Source organism: Mucilaginibacter aquatilis, from assembly GCF_009755275.1.
Taxonomy (GTDB): domain Bacteria; phylum Bacteroidota; class Bacteroidia; order Sphingobacteriales; family Sphingobacteriaceae; genus Mucilaginibacter; species Mucilaginibacter aquatilis.
Genome location: NZ_WQLA01000005.1, coordinates 172392 through 190318, shown reverse-complemented (window position 1 = coordinate 190318; position 17927 = coordinate 172392). Strand labels below are relative to the sequence as shown.

General features: G+C 43.5%; 10 protein-coding genes. 7 read left to right on the top strand and 3 right to left on the bottom strand.

What is annotated here, in order from left to right; all coding sequences use genetic code 11:
* Nucleotides 1-87: 87 nt before the first annotated feature.
* The 7 genes from GO816_RS13485 (at nucleotide 88) to GO816_RS13455 (ending at nucleotide 9133) form a co-directional block, all read left to right on the top strand.
* Nucleotides 88-981, top strand: coding sequence for a glycerophosphodiester phosphodiesterase family protein (locus GO816_RS13485; protein ID WP_157542462.1), 894 nt, complete (start codon nucleotides 88-90; stop codon nucleotides 979-981).
* 89 nt (nucleotides 982-1070) lie between these two features.
* Nucleotides 1071-1790, top strand: a complete 720-nt coding sequence (locus tag GO816_RS13480; protein ID WP_157542461.1) for a pyridoxine 5'-phosphate synthase — start codon at nucleotides 1071-1073, stop codon at nucleotides 1788-1790.
* Nucleotides 1791-1914: 124 nt separating this feature from the next.
* Nucleotides 1915-2514: a TetR/AcrR family transcriptional regulator gene (locus GO816_RS13475; protein ID WP_157542460.1), complete on the top strand. Its 600-nt coding sequence runs from the start codon at nucleotides 1915-1917 to the stop codon at nucleotides 2512-2514.
* A gap of 205 nt (nucleotides 2515-2719) precedes the next feature.
* The gene (locus GO816_RS13470) at nucleotides 2720-3856 is read left to right on the top strand and encodes an efflux RND transporter periplasmic adaptor subunit (protein WP_157542459.1); all 1137 of its coding nucleotides are present in this window, start codon (nucleotides 2720-2722) and stop codon (nucleotides 3854-3856) included.
* 27 nt (nucleotides 3857-3883) lie between these two features.
* Nucleotides 3884-7078, top strand: a complete 3195-nt coding sequence (locus GO816_RS13465; protein WP_157542458.1) for an efflux RND transporter permease subunit — start codon at nucleotides 3884-3886, stop codon at nucleotides 7076-7078.
* Between the two features lie 124 nt (nucleotides 7079-7202).
* On the top strand, nucleotides 7203-8603 hold the full coding sequence (locus GO816_RS13460; RefSeq protein ID WP_157542457.1) for a TolC family protein: 1401 nt from the start codon (nucleotides 7203-7205) through the stop codon (nucleotides 8601-8603).
* A 110-nt stretch (nucleotides 8604-8713) separates the two neighbouring features.
* On the top strand, nucleotides 8714-9133 hold the full coding sequence (locus GO816_RS13455; protein WP_157542456.1) for a winged helix-turn-helix transcriptional regulator: 420 nt from the start codon (nucleotides 8714-8716) through the stop codon (nucleotides 9131-9133).
* A gap of 5 nt (nucleotides 9134-9138) precedes the next feature.
* On the opposite strand, the gene GO816_RS13450 is transcribed toward GO816_RS13455, so the two are convergent.
* The 3 genes from GO816_RS13450 to GO816_RS13440 are packed head-to-tail and all read right to left on the bottom strand — an operon-like array spanning nucleotide 9139 to nucleotide 17918.
* The gene (locus GO816_RS13450) at nucleotides 9139-11646 is read right to left on the bottom strand and encodes a beta-galactosidase (RefSeq protein WP_198171520.1); all 2508 of its coding nucleotides are present in this window, start codon (nucleotides 11644-11646) and stop codon (nucleotides 9139-9141) included.
* A gap of 4 nt (nucleotides 11647-11650) precedes the next feature.
* The gene (locus GO816_RS13445; protein ID WP_157542454.1) at nucleotides 11651-14572 is read right to left on the bottom strand and encodes an exo-beta-1,4-galactosidase; all 2922 of its coding nucleotides are present in this window, start codon (nucleotides 14570-14572) and stop codon (nucleotides 11651-11653) included.
* Nucleotides 14565-17918: a DUF5107 domain-containing protein gene (locus tag GO816_RS13440; RefSeq protein WP_157542453.1), complete on the bottom strand. Its 3354-nt coding sequence runs from the start codon at nucleotides 17916-17918 to the stop codon at nucleotides 14565-14567. The genes GO816_RS13445 and GO816_RS13440 overlap by 8 nt, the downstream gene beginning before the upstream one ends.
* Nucleotides 17919-17927 lie beyond the last annotated feature (9 nt).

Here is a 17927-nt window from a genome sequence, read left to right as displayed (position 1 = left end):
TCTTGTTCAAATGTATCGCATCCTCGAACGAGATTCCTCGCTGTCTTTCGGAATGACATTTTTTATTACCAGTTTATACATATCTATATGAAAAAGCATCTAGCCAGCATAGCCTTTATTTCACTCGCCTGCCTAAGCGCCTTTGCGCAAAAAGCAACCCAGAAATTTCCAAAATTTGATACCGAAGCTCACCGCGGTGGCCGCGGATTAATGCCTGAAAACACCATTCCGGCTATGTTGAACGCTATTGACCTGGGCGTTACCACGCTTGAAATGGATACGCACATAACAGCCGATGGCAAGGTGATTCTATCACATGATGATACATTAAACCCATTGTTTACCCTTACACCTGATGGTAAGGAGATGAGTAAGGATGAAGCGCATAAACAGGCACTGCTAAAAATGAATTATGCCGATATTGCAAAGTTTGATGTTGGCAGCAAACCTTACAGCAAATTTCCGGAGCAAAAGAAAGTTAAGGTGCATATTCCGCTGTTGGAAGCCGTAATCGATAGTGTTCAACAATACCTTAAAGCCAAAGGCAAGCCACAGGTTTATTATAACATTGAAACCAAAAGTAAACCTGGTGGTGATAATATTTACCATCCTGCGCCCGCTGAATTTGTAAAACAATTAATGGAGGTTATTGAGCGCAAAGAGATAATACATTATGTAATTATACAATCGTTTGATAAGCGTACCATACAATTTCTCCATAAAAAATATCCGCAGGTAAAAACCGCTTATTTGGTTGATATTCAAAAATCAGTTAATGAGTATGTAACCGAACTTGGTTACAAGCCTTACATCATTAGCCCTGCTTATAAGCTGGTTACGGCCAATATGATACAACAATGCCATGCCCAAGGCATTAAAATAGTACCATGGACCGTAAACACTTCTGAAGAAATTGCTGCATTGAAAGCTTTGGGTGTTGACGGAATTATTTCTGATTACCCTGATTTACTGGAGAAGTAATTACAGTAATTTTATTATTCCTAAATCAAAATCAATTATAAATACGTTTGCATTGTTTAAGCAGTATACATTTATAATATTTGCTCGCAATGATACGTCTCTCAGTAAACATCAATAAAGTAGCCACGCTCCGTAATTCTCGCGGAGGTAACAACCCCGATCTTTTACAGGTAGCTAAAGACTGTGAACGCTTTGGTGCACAAGGCATCACAGTACATCCGCGCCCCGATGAGCGCCATATACGTTATGATGATGTTTACGCCCTGAAAGACATTGTAACCACCGAATTTAATATTGAAGGCAATTGCGACGAAAAGAAATTTGTCGATCTTGTACTGGCCGTTAAGCCTCACCAGGTAACCTTAGTTCCTGATGCTACCGACCAACTTACCTCTAACCACGGTTGGGACACCATAACCCACAAGCGCTATTTGCAGGATATGGTAAAATGCTTCAAGGATGAAGGCATCAGGGTATCCTTATTTGTGGATCCGCTGAACGATATGGTTGAAGCTGCCGCTGAAACCGGGACAGACCGTATTGAACTTTATACCGAAGCCTATGCCAGCCATTATCATCAGGGTATTGAACTGGCCGCGGCCCCGTACATACAAGCTGCTGAAATGGCTAAAAAAGTTGGTTTAGGTATCAATGCCGGTCATGACCTCGACCTTAAAAACCTTAAATACTTTGCCGAGCATGTTCCGGGTTTGCAGGAGGTAAGCATAGGACATGCGCTGATTAGTGATGCATTATACTTTGGTTTAGAAAATACTATACAGATGTATTTGCAGCGGTTAGGTTCTTGATGAACTAGATATATAAATATTTGTCAACCCACTCTCCAATTTTAATGACAATTAAATGGTACGGTGTTTAAAAATACATTTTATCTTTGTTTAACACTGTTAAATAATTTAATGCCTTACTAAGATGGCCAGCAAAGACAGGATTTTGAGATTGAAGGAAGAGACCAGGATTAACATTCTGGATGCTGCGTTGCTGATTGGTAAGCAAGAAGGTTGGCAGGCTTTGAGTATGCGTAAAATTGCTGATATCATAGAATATACAGCGCCTATTATTTACGAGTACTTTGCCAACAAGGAAGCCATTATGATGGAGCTTACCAAAAAGGGGTACTGCATATTGGCGAAGGCAATGAAAGCTGCTAAAGAAGTCCAGGAAACACCAGCTAAACAGTTAGAAGCTCTTTGGATTACCTACTGGAACTTTGCCTTTACCGAAAAGGAGTTGTACCAGCTTATGTTTGGTATTGAGGTGAACTGTTGTGTTTTCGAAAAATCAATACCGGAAATAGAAGGACCAGCAAATATGCTTACCGCGTCAATTAAGGAGGTAATGGGTAACAAAAACCCAACCGAAGACGAGGTTTGTAAATGGTATTATACTTTTTGGTCAATTGTGCATGGACTAATATCAATTAATCATGTGCGCCAGAGCGTTCCGGATGGTATCAATGAGCAGGTTTTAAAAGATGCTATTGCTGGAATTATCCAGGCAATAAAGGAATAATATATTTTTTCAACTTTACTTAACACTGTTAAATAACTAAACATCATTATATAATGACAACCTTCTTTATAGCCCACTTAACGTCAACATAGCTTAACACTGTTAAATAAATTAACGATGTTATATGTCACCATTTTTCTTATGGGTGGCAACAAAGTTACAAATCAAAAACACTACTAAGCACAAATCCAAATTCTATAATATCATGAAATCCTTAGCAATTATCTTATCACTGGCTGTTTTGTACGGATGTGCAGAAAAGCCGGCACAACAGCAGGCTGCACCTCCGCAAGCCTTGCCTGTTACTGAAATAAAAGTTGATACGGCAACCACTTATCAGGATTATCCTGCTTCAATTGAAGGAGCTGTAAACGTAGAAATACGTCCGCAGGTGGCCGGTACCTTAGACCGCCTGTATGCCGACGAAGGCGCCTATGTAACCAAAGGTCAACCTTTATTTAAAATCAACGAAAATCCATTCCGTGAGGCATTAAATAACGCAAAGGCCAGCCAGCAAGCCGCTGAAGGTGCTATGGCCAATGCCAAACTGGAAGTTGAAAAACTTACACCACTGGTTCAAAACAAAGTAGTGTCCGACTATCAGTTAAAAGCTGCTAAAGCAGCCTTGCAGGTTGCACAGGCACAAGTGGCACAGGCCAAAGCACAGGTTGGTACCGCGCAAATAAACTTAGGTTACACTGTAATAAAAGCTCCTGTTAGCGGGTACATTGGCCGCCTGGTTAAAAAACAAGGAAGTTTGGTGTCGCCATCAGATGCCGAGGCATTAACCCAACTTTCGGACGTGCATGATGTGCATGTATACTTTTCGCTTGGCGAAACCGACTTTGTGAACTTTAAAGCGCAGTACGCAGGAAAAAACCTGCAAGATAAAATTAGTCACCTGCCACCGGTAGCACTGGTACTGTCTGACAAGAGCAGCTATACCCTGCCGGGTAAAATTGATATGATCGACGGTCAGTTTGATAAAACAACCGGTGCAATTACTGTAAGGGCAACTTTCCCTAATGCCGATGGGCTGTTACGTTCGGGCAATACCGGCAAAGTGCGCCTTAGCCTGCAACATAACAATGTGGCTCGCGTACCGCAGGATGCCACCCTCGAACTGCAAGACAAAGTGTTTGTATATGCCGTGGGCGACAGCAATAAAGTTGCTAAACAACCTATAGTAATTGAAGGTAAAAGCGGCAGCGACTATTTGGTTAAAAGCGGCTTAAAGCCGGGTCAGCAAATTGTATTAAGCGGTGTTGACCACCTGCAAGACGGTATGAAGATCGCCCCACAAAAGGCGGTTGACAAAGCCAACGCCGTAGCTAAAAACTAAACATCAATCCTTTTAAAGTAAAACGTCATGTTTCAACGATTTATAGAAAGGCCGGTACTGTCAACCGTGATCTCCATCCTATTGGTGATCCTGGGTGTATTGGGCCTTACCAAACTGCCCTTGCAGCAGTTCCCTGATATTGCGCCTCCGGCGGTGTTGGTAACTGCCATTTATCCGGGTGCCAATGCCGAAACGGTATTACGTTCAGTAGCGCCTTCATTAGAAGAATCAATTAACGGTGTGGAAAACATGAGCTACATGAGCTCAACCGCCAGCAATGACGGTTCGTTAGCCATCACCGTATATTTCAAACAAGGTACCGACCCCGATCAGGCTGCCGTGAACGTGCAAAACCGTGTGGCACAGGCACAAAGCCAGTTACCTGCCGAGGTTATACAGCAGGGTATCACTACTGTTAAGCAGCAAAACAGCTTAATTGGCGCGGTAGGTATTTACACTACCGATCCTAAAAAGTACGACCAAACCTTCGTAGCTAACTATGCGCAAATCAACATTATTCCCGAGTTAAAACGTATACCGGGTGTAGGTTCGGCAACCATATTTGGTGGTGTTAAAGATTACTCGATGCGGGTATGGCTTAACCCAACACAAATGGCAGCTTACAAAATTACACCTGCCGAGGTAATGGCTGCCATTCAGGATAAAAATCTGGAAGCTGCTCCTGGTAAATTAGGTGAGCGCAGCAACGAAGCCTTTGAGTATGTAATTAAATATAAAGGCAAGCTGAACAAGCCCGATGAGTACGAAAACATTGCCATTCGCGCCAATGCCGATGGTTCTATACTTCACCTAAAAGATGTAGCACGTGTTGAACTGGGTGCATACTCTTACAGCAGCATGAGCCACCTTAACGGTAACGATGGTGTTGCCGTGGGTGTTATTCAATTAGCCGGATCAAACGCAAACGAAATACAGATTGCGGTTGATAAACTAATGGAAAAAGCCGCCAAAGACTTTCCTAAAGGTATTGAATACAACAACTTCTATCGTACCAAAACCGCATTGGATGAATCCATAAGCCAGGTTGAGCACACTCTTGTAGAAGCCTTTATACTGGTATTCGTAGTGGTGTTCATCTTTTTGCAGGATTTCCGCTCTACATTAATTCCGGCTATTGCAGTTCCGGTAGCTATTCTGGGTACGTTCTTCTTCCTTAACTTGTTTGGTTTTTCTATAAACCTGCTTACACTGTTCGCATTAGTACTTGCTATCGGTATAGTAGTGGATGATGCCATTGTGGTTGTGGAGGCAGTACACTCCAAAATGGAAACCGATCACCTGTCACCCCGTGAGGCTACCAATACCGCCATGCACGAAATTACAGGTGCCATCATTTCCATTACCCTGGTAATGGCCGCGGTGTTCCTTCCTGTTGGTTTTATGACCGGTTCTACAGGTATATTTTACCGCCAGTTTGCCTTTACTATGGCCATAGCCATTGTTATATCGGCTATTAATGCATTGACACTTAGTCCGGCACTGGCTGCATTGTTTTTGAAAAACAATCATGCAGGCAACGGTACAGCCGGCGAAAAAGCAGGCTTTGCGCAAAAATTCTACGCAGGCTTTAACCGCAGCTTTAACTCATTAACCAACCGTTATGTTGGCGGTATTAAGTTCCTTATTAATCATAAATGGTTAAGTATGGGAGCCTTAGCCTTGGTAACTGCCATTACCGTATATATGGTAAGCAATACTAAATCGGGCTTTATCCCAACTGAAGACCAGGGTTTTGTTGCTATATCGGTATCAACCCCATCGGGTACATCATTAGGTAAAACCACTAAAGTAATTGAGCAGGCCGAGAAAGAGTTACGTGCCATGCCATCGGCAAGGTTTGTAACCACTATATCGGGCTTCAACCTGTTAACCAACTCCAGCAGTCCATCGGCAGCAGTAATGTTCGTGCTGTTAAAAGATAACAAGGAACGTGGAGAGGTTAAGAACATTGATGATATACAAAACGTAATTCGAGGAAAACTGGGCGCTATAAGCCGTGGCACTTTCTTCGTGTTCAGTTTCCCTACCGTACCAGGCTTTAGTAACGTGGAAGCATTGGATATGGTACTGCAAGATAAAACCGGCGGCAAGCTGGATAAATTTAGTGGTGTAGCCAACAACTTTATTGGCAAGCTTATGCAGCAACCCGCTATTGCTTTTGCCTTTACCTCTTTTAAGGCCGATTATCCGCAACTGCAATTAGAAGTTGATGATGATAAAGCCAACCAATTGGGTGTAAACGTACGTGATGTATTGCAAACCATGCAGGCTTACTTTGGTAGCGCTCAGGCATCAGATTTTAACCGCTTTGGTAAATACTACCGGGTTATTGTTCAGGCTGACGTTGCCGACAAAACCGACCCTTCATCTATCGACCGCGTATACGTACGCAACAAAACCGGCGAAATGGTGCCTATTAAAACACTGGTAAAATTAAGCCGTGTATATGGTTCAGAAACCGCTTCACGTTACAACCTATTCAACTCAATTCAGATCAACGCCATCCCTAAACCGGGCTACAGCTCGGGTGATGCCATCAAGGCCATACAGGATGTAGCTGCTAAAGAATTGCCGCAAGGTTTTGCTTACGAGTTTTCGGGCCAAACCCGTGAGGAAATCTCATCGGGCGGACAGTCGGCCGTAATATTTGCACTGTGTCTGGTGTTTGTATACTTCCTGCTTTCGGCACAGTATGAGAGCTATATATTGCCGCTGGCCGTTATCCTGTCAATACCTACCGGTATATTCGGTGTGTTTGTGGCTATTGGCTGGGCCGGTATTGATAACAACATTTATGTACAGGTTGCCCTTATCATGCTAATTGGTTTGCTGGCTAAAAACGCCATTCTTATTGTTGAGTTTGCCCTGCAACGCCGCCGTAACCGCGAGGGCCTGGTAGCCGCTGCCCTTGAAGGTGCCCGCTCACGCTTGCGCCCAATCATCATGACCTCGCTGGCTTTCATAGCTGGTATGATTCCGATGATGAGCGCTACGGGTCCTTCAGCACAAGGTAACCATTCCATTAGTATTGGTGCCGCAGGCGGTATGTTGAGCGGTGTAGTGCTGGGGGTAATGATTATTCCGGTGTTGTTTGTCATTTTCCAACATTTACAGGAACGTGTGAGCGGTGTGCCGGTAATTGTTAAACATAATGATGGTCACGGTCATGCTGTGACTCATCATGAGGAGTTAAGCCACTAAAGCCCCCCTCTAAATCTCCCCCCGGGAGGGGGAGACTTTTGAATGAAAGTCGTTTGAATTTAAAATATATGCTCTTCAAAAAGCCCTCCCTCCCGGGGAGGGTTTGGGAGGGGCTCTTACAAACATGAAAAATTACCTAACCATAGCAGCGCTGCTCATACTGAGCGCCTGTAAGGTATCGAAAGACGTGCAGGTGCCCGATCAGCAGCTGCCTAACGCCTACCGTACCTCAACCACTACCGATACTGCTTCGATAGCCCGTTTGCCCTGGAAAAGTTTCTTCACCGAAACTACCCTGCAAAACCTGATCGATAGCGCAATAACCCGCAATAACGATTTGCAAATTGCCGTAAAGAATATTGAACAGGCACAACTTACTTTAAAACAAGCTAAATTAGGCTACCTGCCAAGCGTGGGTTTAGGTGTAACAGCGGGTATAAACCGCCCGTCAGACAATAGTTTGAACGGCTTGAGCCTGAGCCAGTTTTTAGGCAGCAAGCATATTGAAGATTACAATGCCTCGGCAAACCTATCATGGGAAGCCGATATATGGGGCAAAATTCGTAGCCGCAAAGCTGCTGCCCTTGCTACTTACCTGCAAACCGAGGAGGCACGCAAGGCAGTTCAAACCCAATTGGTGGCCAACGTATCATCGGGGTACTATAACCTGCTGATGCTGGATGCACAACTGGAAATTGCTCGCAAAAATTTGCGTTTAAACGATAGTACCCTGCGCATTATACGTTTGCAATTTGATGCCGGTCAAGTTACTTCACTGGCCGTACAACAGGCCGAAGCACAGCAACTGGCCGCTGCGCGTTTAATCCCTCAATTTGAGCAGGATGTTACCATTCAGGAAAATGCTTTAAGCATACTGGCCGGCAAACTGCCTTCGGCGGTTATACGTAACCAAACATTGGAATCGGTACCCGTATCGCAAACCTTATCGGCCGGATTACCCTCAACCCTGTTAAGCCTGCGCCCTGATGTACGCAGTGCTGAATTAGCTGTGGAGCGTGCCAACGCCGATGTTGGTGTGGCGAAAGCCAGTATGTACCCATCATTGGTAATTACGGCGCAGGGCGGTGTAAACTCGTTCCGTGCAAGTAACTGGTTCAACATTCCGGCCTCGTTGTTTGGTACCGCGGCAGCAGGTTTAACCCAGCCGTTGTTTCAGCGCGGACAGTTAAAAACCCAGTACCAGGTAGCCAAAGTTGAGCGCGAAAAGACCGTGCTACAGTTCCGTCAGCAGGTTTTACTGGCTGTGGGCGAAGTATCGGATGCGTTGGTACGTTTAGATAAACTTAACCAGCAACGCCAAGCAGCGGCTACACGTGCCAATACGCTTCGCCAGGCAACCGGTAATGCAAGTATGCTTTTTAAAAACGGCATGGCAAATTATCTTGAAGTTATAACCGCGCAAAGCAATGTATTGCAAAGCGAACTGGAGCTGGCTTCCATTAAAAAAGCACAATTAGATGCCACCGTTGAGCTTTACCGCTCGGTAGGCGGCGGCTGGAGATAATCTTTTGGATTGTGATAGTAGAAGGGAGAATAACCGTAAGGTTGTCTCCTTTTATCTTTATTGATTTTTTAATATATTTACTATCAAAAAGATAGTAAGATAGCAAACATATGTCTAAACTTCCCGATAGTGAGCGTAATCATAGTCCTGAATCATGCAAGGCCAGCGTTGATGCCGTGCGTGATGCACTATATGTATTAAACGGAAAATGGAAGTTTCCGTTAATGGTTGCCCTGTCAAACGGGCCGCAGCGGTTTAAAGATATACAGCGCGTTTTGGGCGATATTACGCCTAAAATACTTTCAAAGGAATTGAAAGAATTAGAGTTGAACGAGTTTGTAAAACGAAACGTGTTTGCAACAACACCCGTAACAATAACTTACGAACTTACGGCCTACAGCCGCACGCTTGACAGCGTTTTAAAAGAACTCGGAACCTGGGGCCGTGAACATCGCGAGCATATTAAACAAAGTATGAAAGCTAAACCTACAGCTAAAGCCCAAGCAATTGATCAAAGCCAGGAGCTTTAATAAAGCTATAGCTCAACCACGTATTCGGGTATTACCTTAACATTCTTGAGTACCGGTGCTGTGTCATTTTGCAATAATTCTTTGATACCTTTCTCAAAATAAATTTGCCTTTCATTGGTAAGCGGCACAACCTGCAGCAAGATATTACTTTCGTTGGATGATTTGTTAATAAGCATTTGCATGGTTTTTCCGAAGTAAAAGTCGTCGGCCACCAGTTTACCATTTATGTAAGCGGCGCCGGTATCGCCCCTGAAGTCAATATCCAATAATGCATTGCCAGCCATTGGCGGCACTTTTAGCACCCAGTATTTAGCTCTTTCAACTGGTGTAAAGTTTGTTTGGTACTGTGGCCCCGGGCTCGCAGCAGTATTCTTGCTGTTACGGTCATCTTCCGGGAGCTTGATTCCTTTACTTTCATACATTACTAAGTCACTCACCTCAGCAACCTTAACTGCAACTTTTTTTGCAGGCAAGGTTTTACTGAATCTTGTAAATATCCCATCGTTTTGCTTTTTAAAGCCCAAAGCTGGGTAATTGCTTACAACAGGAAAAACCGAAATGCTGAATTGATTATTGCCCGGGCTTTGCATTTTAACCTTCCCGTTTGCAAAAATTACATTTTGCTCGGAAATACATAAATGTTCATTACCAAAAGCATATCCTTTCCAGCTGTTTAAAGCCTGACGATTAGTTAGGGTAATGATGTTTGCTTGTTTACCATCTTTCATTTTAATGGTAATTATACTGCCAGTTCCGGGTTTAAGCTCATTAACCTGGTAGGTGTCAGATATACTGTTAATCTTTGCCTGGTTAGTTACTAAGCTGGCTATACCAGCTTTGCTAAAAACATATTCGGGCCTGATACCATCAGGTGCAAAAAATACATAGGTTGGTGTTTTGCCTTTTATAATGCACAACGGTTGAACAGTTGCATATTTCAGTTTACAGCTTTCAATAGCCATGTTAAACGGTAAAATAGCCAAGGTGCCTGTTTTAACATCTATAGGTTTTTCGGGAAACGTAATGTGATGATCATTACTTAATTTAAGTTTGAACTGTATGCCGTTATGATCTTTCAACCTTAATTGTCGTTGATAATTGCTGATGAATAAGAAGCCGCTTTCTCCCTTAGATCTTACAGCAAACCTAAGTGTTGTGCTATCAGCTGCACCCTCTGCTTTCTTATCGGCAAAAGATGGATAGTATTGTACCAGTTGCTCTCCAAAGCTGTTTAAAAACATATGTAATGTTTTAAAATCATAATAGGATGGTCGTATTTGTCCAAACTCACCCAGCGGAGCCTGAAAGTCATAGTTGAGTATTGGATAGTCGTTTGGATAGTTTGTCGCTTTAGACTCTTGCAGGGTAGTTAGTTTGCCAATTTCATTATGACCCCCATGAAACATGTAGTACCCCATTAGGTTAGCACCTGCACCAATTTTAGTATAGGCTAATGCAGCCACATCTACCGGTTCAATTATTGGCCGGCGGTGATAAGTGATTTGTATGCCACCGCCCATTTCGGCAGTAGCATACGGATAACGGTACCCGGCGTAAGCCGTTGCATCTTCTTCGTGTTTACCCAAAAGATCGCTGCCAATGGCCGGATCATTGCGTAATGTGCTGAAGGTGTAGTTTTCTGATAAGGGCAGTTGGGTTGTTCTTTTATCCCATGGCGCTTCGGGGTAGGCTCCCCAAACCGGTATCAATTCGTCCTGTTTAAGGTTGGAGCCCGGCCAGCCGGTAGCCGTGTAAAACGGTACATCAATACCAGCCTTTATAGCCATTTGTTTTAAAGTAAACATATGCTCTAACCCTGCCGGATTATTAAAACGAAATTCGTTTTCAATTTGCGTTCCAACTATTGGGCCACCATCTTTAAAGTAAAGCCCCTTTAACTGTTCTGCAATAGCGTTATATAGCTTTTGTACTGATGCCAGGTATTCCGCATTGTTTTTACGCATATTGCCACGCTTAACAATCCATTCTGGAAAGCCGCCATTTCGTACTTCACCATGGCACCATGGACCTATACGTGTAATTACATTTATGTTATGTTTTTTACATAATGCTATAAAGTACCGTACATCATGATTGTTGCTCCAGTTAAAAATGCCCTCTTCCTCTTCGTGGTAAATCCAAAAAATATAGGTTGCTATTACATCTATACCATTTGCCTTCATCCTAAGTATCGCTTCTTCCCACTTATCCCTTGGATACCTCGAAAAGTGAAATTCACCCATTACCGGGTACCAGGGCTTGCCATCTTTAACAAAGTAAAGGCTATTAGCATCAACACTACGGCCGTTAGCGTCAACGTGTGTTCCTAATTTAAGGTGACCGCTTATTACAGGAGTTTGCGTTTTACTGATATCGGCAGTATAAAGGGTTTGGGAGTAAGCACTCACAGCTGCCAACAATATACCTGCCCATAAGCCCAATAACTTGACTAATAATTTCTTTGATATGATTTTTACTGGTGATAACTCTCTCAAAAATGACGAGCTTTTCATATTGCTACTCATTTGTTTTGGACTTATTTTGGTTTGAGTTAGGCTTTAACTCATCAGGACTATCCTTGGTGAACGTGTTAAATTGGTATTTGGTAGGGCTTACTAAAATATCTTTTACTACATCAAAGCTTACCTGACCGGTTGGATTAAACTTGTCTGAGGCCATGTATTGCATTAAACTATTAAAAAGTTGGCGGGCGGCTGGCTTATCATCACCTAATGCGGGTGAGAGAGCTGCGCTTGATACGATGATTTTGCCGTTGCCAACTTTGGCTTCATAAATTAAAGCTAACCGGCGGTTTAAAAACCAGGTATCAATAGGCTGAACAAGTGGTTTAAATTCTGCCGGAAAATCTTCCAGTACCATAACCTGCGCACGGTTAGCAATTTCCCACCATTGCAAATTGCTATGATACTCGGTTGGGAAACCGGCAAACGCCGCACTTTTATCCTGAATAAGCATGCCGGTTACATGCGGTGGGCGCATTTTAAACCACGATGTATTCCAAAATACGGGTAAAAAGTGCATGGCTACTTCTTTGCCTTTTACTACCTGGCCGGCAACGTTCAAAAATACCTTGCCGCCTTTATCTAAAACAGCTTTGGCCTTATCATCAAGCGATGTAGTGTAGTAAACCTCAGTTTTTACCTCACTTGCTTTAACCGGGTACACCCATATTTCCCAATCATTAGCGAAAGGAGTGTTGGCAATGCTTACTTCAATTTTTAATTTGGTTGCCTCTTTAATGTTGTTAAGCGGCCAGGTAATTTGTCCTACAGGTATACCGTTACCGTTGTCAATATATTTTGGCTGGAAAGCTCCTTGCGCTATTACACTGCCCGAGGCGGTTTTAATACTCCAATTGAAAATAGCGTTTTGTAAAGGTGCTTTGCCTGAATGGGCAACCATAACACCGGCGTTAAGCGTTTCATTATTGTTGAAAACAAACTTTGGTAACTGTACAAGCGGAACCGTGGTGTTACAAAAGCGTGCAAACTCGGCAGGTGCAACGTAACCCTTTTGTTTCCAAAAAGCGTTGAGCACACCTACCAGTGCAGTGCCCTGTCCGGGAAAGTCTTGCAGGCCCAGTAGTTGGAAACCGGCATAACCGGGTGTACGCAAAGTTTTTTCAATTTCGTTTTTGTAACAAAGCGTTTGTAGTTTTCCTGATGCCATCATAAAATCATGTGCCTGGCTACCCATGCCCTGATCTTTCAGGTCTTGCTGAAACAGCTCAAAATTCTTTGCACGGTAAACACCCGTATATTCTTTTATCTCATCAAAATCAGGGAACACGCACCACTGGCCCATTTCATGAGCTACAAACGGGACATTGAATTTGGCAATACCGGCACTAAAGTCTGATTGGCTTTCGGGTTGCTTATCCCATGCTAAGCCACGTACGCCACCCCTTACTTGATATTGTGCATCGGGTACTACCGGCCAGCTGCCCCCAACCGACATGCCGGTGTACACCTTACGAGTATCTTTCTTTTTCCAGTAATCTATGAACGCATTAAGGTACTGCACCTGGTTACCCGCAGGTTCATTACCGGCCGAAAGCATGCAAAAGGATGCGTAGTTACCATAATAGTTATCCATGCGGTTAGTTTCATCATACAGATACTTATCAATGGGCAGGTTGCGACCAATTGATGAGCCATGGTTGGGCCAGCTTGGCCCTTCGGGCTGCAGGTAAAAACCGGTACGGTCGGCTGCCTTAAAGGCTGCCTCGGGTGGGCACCATGAGTGAAAACGCATATGGTTGAGGCCATGTGCCCGGGCAATCTTAAAAATCCTCAACCAGTCATCAACTGATGTTGCAGGGTACCCTGTAAGCGGAAACTCGCAATTGTTTACTGTTCCGCGTAAAAATACCGGACGCCCGTTTATAAGAAAAGTGTTGTCCTTTATTGTAAATTCACGCATGCCAAATTCAGTGGTTTGGCTGGCTATTGATTTGCCGTTAGTATTAACCGAAACTGTTAAATTGTATAGCGAGGGCGAAAATTCATCCCAAAGCTGTACACCAGTACCCATGGGCACTGTAAGTCCTAGTTCTTTGCTCGCGCCTGCGTTAATAGTAAACGGCGTGTTTTTTATAGGTGTTTGATGAACTGTTTTTGAATTAAAGCTTTTAGCTGATATGCCTATTTGCCCGCTAAAGTTGTGTTTATTATTGTTTTGAACTTGTAGCTTAACTACGGCTGTTTTGTTTTTAACGTTAGGATATATCTGCAGGTTTGTAATGTAAACAGGTGCATATGCCTGTAGCTCCATTTTACCTATAATGCCGTTCCAGTTACCCTGTGTATGATCGGTTAAGCTGTGCGAATCAGGGCCGACGTTAATTTCTTTAATACGATTGTCAATGCGTATGCTAATACGGTGCAAACCCGGCGTTAAGTAGGGGGTAAGGTCATACTCGTGAGGGGCTACCAGGCTGTTTTGCATTCCGGCTTCTTTACCGTCAATAAACACACGTGTTTCTATATGCGCCCGTTCTAAAAACAGGTTTATGCGTTGCCTCGCCCATGTTTTAGGGATATTAACCTCTTTTTGATACCAGGCCACACCTACGTAGTGTTTGGCAGGGGTTAGCCAAAATGGAATGTGGATGTTTCCGGGCTGGCGGTACTTTGCCAAATGCGGATTGTAATAGAACGAACTATCGTAAATGCTGCCTGTCCACCTGGTTTTTAAAGTGATATCGTCGCCTTTTAAATTTTGCGCCATTGAGCCCGGTAACTTTACCTCATCGCTTAATTTGTTTAAATACCATTTTTCGGTAACACCCTTGTCATCATGATCAATTTGAAACAGCCAGGTGCCGCTAAGCGGTATACTTTGCTGCGGTTTAAACGCCGAAAAGGTGACCAGCAATAGCAGTAGTAAGGCGTTTATAGGTAAGCTTTTTTTAAGCATAGTTTGCGGTTATTAAGTTCTTTTTATTTGATATAAGGTCCTGATGTATTTGCGCACCAAAATGCATGGCATCGTACTTCAGCACCTTATCGAGTGCCAGTAATGCTTCATAGGTTTCATTTAGGCCGGCCAATCCTAGGCCTGTAATGTAATAGCAATGAAGCTTGTTACGTAAATTTAGGTCGTCGTCAAAAATAAGTAAGTTGGGTAGTGAAACGGCAAAGTAATCAATCTTTACATCATCGTTTTGATGCTGCTTTCCATACCGTACCAGGTTTTCAAATATGGTTTGTGCTTGTTCTTTGTCACCTAACTTTTGCCATGCCAAACCTTGATAAAATATTTTATCGGGTTGCTGGTCGTTATAAAACATGGCTGCTCCGGGCTCGCTTAAACCTACAGTTGCCTGCTTAAAAAATTGCTGCGCTTCGGCATAACGGGTTAAACCTTCGTGCGCAACACCAAGCCAATAAAATAGGTCGTTTTCCTGTGCGCCGTATAGTTTCCCCTCGCCAAGGTTGTGCGGAAAGTACTGCGCGCTTTGTAATTGTTGAATAGCTCGTTCAAATTTACCTTTTGCAATGTTTTGTTTAGCAAGTTCGGTAAGGCTAAGTACATACTGGCCCGACACCTTACCCTCGCCGCCCTCCCAAGGGTGAAATTTGCGTTCCATAATAAGGTCATATGCCTTCTGGAAATTTCCAAGGAAGTTATATAAAGCAGCCCTTTCCAAGTAAAGATCATCCCGCTCAAGTACGGTGGCTAAGTTGCTTTCCAAAAACTTCAGCCGTTCCTGAGGCTTTTTGTTAAGCCTTTTATATAACTGATCGAGCTCCATAAGCACCCGGGCATCAGACCTATCGAGCGCAAATGCTTTTTCGAGCCTGATGAGTGCCTTTTTGCTGTCGTTAAGCTTATTGAAATAGGCTATACCCAAGTTGCGGTGCACAGTTGGAAACGTTTTGTCAATGCCCGCTGATTGTTCCCAACATTGAATAGCGCTGCTGTACTGGCGCTTATCATACCATAAATTACCTAAGTAGTATGGCGCTTTTGCATCTTTAGGGTTTTGCACCATGGCAAATTCCAATGCCTCAATATCTTCCAGTTTATTTGGAAAGCACAGGTATGGATTGGCTGTTGCTGCCTCATTCAGGAACTGCTCCGCTGCTGAACTATTTTTGGTTTTTGATGCAAATAAAGCCAAGTAGTAATACACCATGGGTGATGTGGCTGAGCCGTTTTCACCAATCAATAACAACTCTGACGCTTCACTATACAAACCGGCTGCTGAATAATCAAGTGCATATTCAATAAGGTTATGATCAGTTTTGCGCGATAGTCGTTTTAATTCATCAAGGTTTTCACCAGCAATATCATTATTACCTAATGCACGGTATGAAAGCACCTTTTCAAATAAGGCTGCCAGGTTAAATCCGTCCCGCTCCAAGGCCTCAATGGCGGTGATAATAGCATGTTCAAACTCACCAAGGTTACGTAATATGGCCGCTTTAAGTGCCCAGGCCTTACTGTTGCGGGCATTTCGGTCAATGGCATGGTCAATATGATCAAGCGCAGCATCATAATTAGCACGGCTTACATCAATTTGTGCTATGGAAAAGTAGCCTGTATCCTGCCAGGCGTTGTTCCAGGTAGCTTTGTAAAAAGAAGTGTAAGCCTCATTAACGTTTTGCCGATATTTTAGGCATAACCCCAAATTATAATATACCTCGCCATCGTAAGGGTTAGGGTTACGTGCCGTAGCGGTTTCAACGGCTTTGCGCAAGTAAGGCTCGGCCAACGCAAATCTTCCGCGGCGCATGTACCAGGCCCCAAGTGCATTATTGCTGCGAATATCGCCTGCATCACGTAGCAAAGCTTCTTCGTAATATGGCACCGGACTGTAAGTGGCGTGGCGGTATTGCTCCAGGTGCTGTGCCGTTAAAAACAATTGCTCGTTATTTTCAATTTCTTTTGGCGGCAAAGCCGGTTTTGCAGCTTGAGGTATGTCGTTTTGCTTATTACGTGCCGGCTCGTACCGCAAAATTTCTTTACCATGTGCGTTAGTAATGCTTACAATCCATAACTGTTCATCAGTATTAGTAGGTAAGGTAACTAAACGCTCAAAAACTGTTTCAGGAGTTAAGTCGGTCGTTTCATCAAAAATAATTGCCCCGGCAGTACTTAACTGCATACGCAAAAATGGTTGAACCGAAGTAACCATTACTTTAAGCAATGCTTTGTCACCCTGCTTTTCAATGTTTAGTAAAATGTCTTTACTTGCATTCTTTACTAAACCTAATTGGCGGTAAGGTAAAAAATACTGGGTAAAGCTTTTCTCTTCATACGGCATCAGCCAACTAAAATCGGGTTGATTGTCGGTAAATACGCCGGTCATTAGTTCTATGTACGGGCCATCTTCATCTGTTAAATTACGGTCCCAGGCCTGACCGAAGTCACTGTGGCCCCAGGTCCATTGTTTTTTGCCGGGCGATACATGATGATTGGCTACATGCAGTAATCCAGCTTGCGTATCATGCTCATATCCGCCTACAAAATCATAGTCGGAATTTATGGCCATGTACGATGTAGGTACAGGTATATTTTTGTAGCGTGATATATCTGTGCCTGGTGAGTAATCAACTTTATAATAAGTGCCCGTTGCTATGGGAAAAGTAGATACATCGCGCTTGCCGTGATCAAATACAGCATTAACATCAGGCGGGAAAACAGATTGGTAATCATCATTAACTTTTACAGCCGGGTTAGCCCACCATAAAAACGTTTGTGGTAATGGTGTACGGTTAAATAGTTTTGCTTTTATTTCAAGGTATGCTTTGTCGGGGTGTAGCGTAAAGCCCGCCATTCCCTTGGTTCCAAACATGCGCTCAACTTCGTTCACCCACACCGTTTTGCTTCCGTCGTTATTTTCGGTGATTTTGTAATCAACCGGCTCAAACGTACTAGGGCGATGGTGCTGCGGCCAGTTAAATTCAATTCCGCCTGATATCCATGGACCGGTAAGGCCAACCAGGGCAGGTTTTATTACCTGGTTATAATATACAAAATGCCGCTCTTTAATTTTATCATATGCCATTTGAACACGGCCGCCCAATTCAGGCAGTATCATTATTTTCAGGTACCGGTTCTCTAGGTAAAGGGCATTGTAGGTTTGATCGTGTTTCTCGTCGTAAATTTTTTCGATAACCGGGTTGGGGTAAACTGCACCACTGCTACCCTGGTAAACCCGTTTTTCAAAAAACATAGGATTTTTGTCGGGCTTTCCAACGCTATAGGTTGGTATTACAACTTGTTCTTCCCAAACCTGTACGCCGGAATAATTCATGTGTCAATA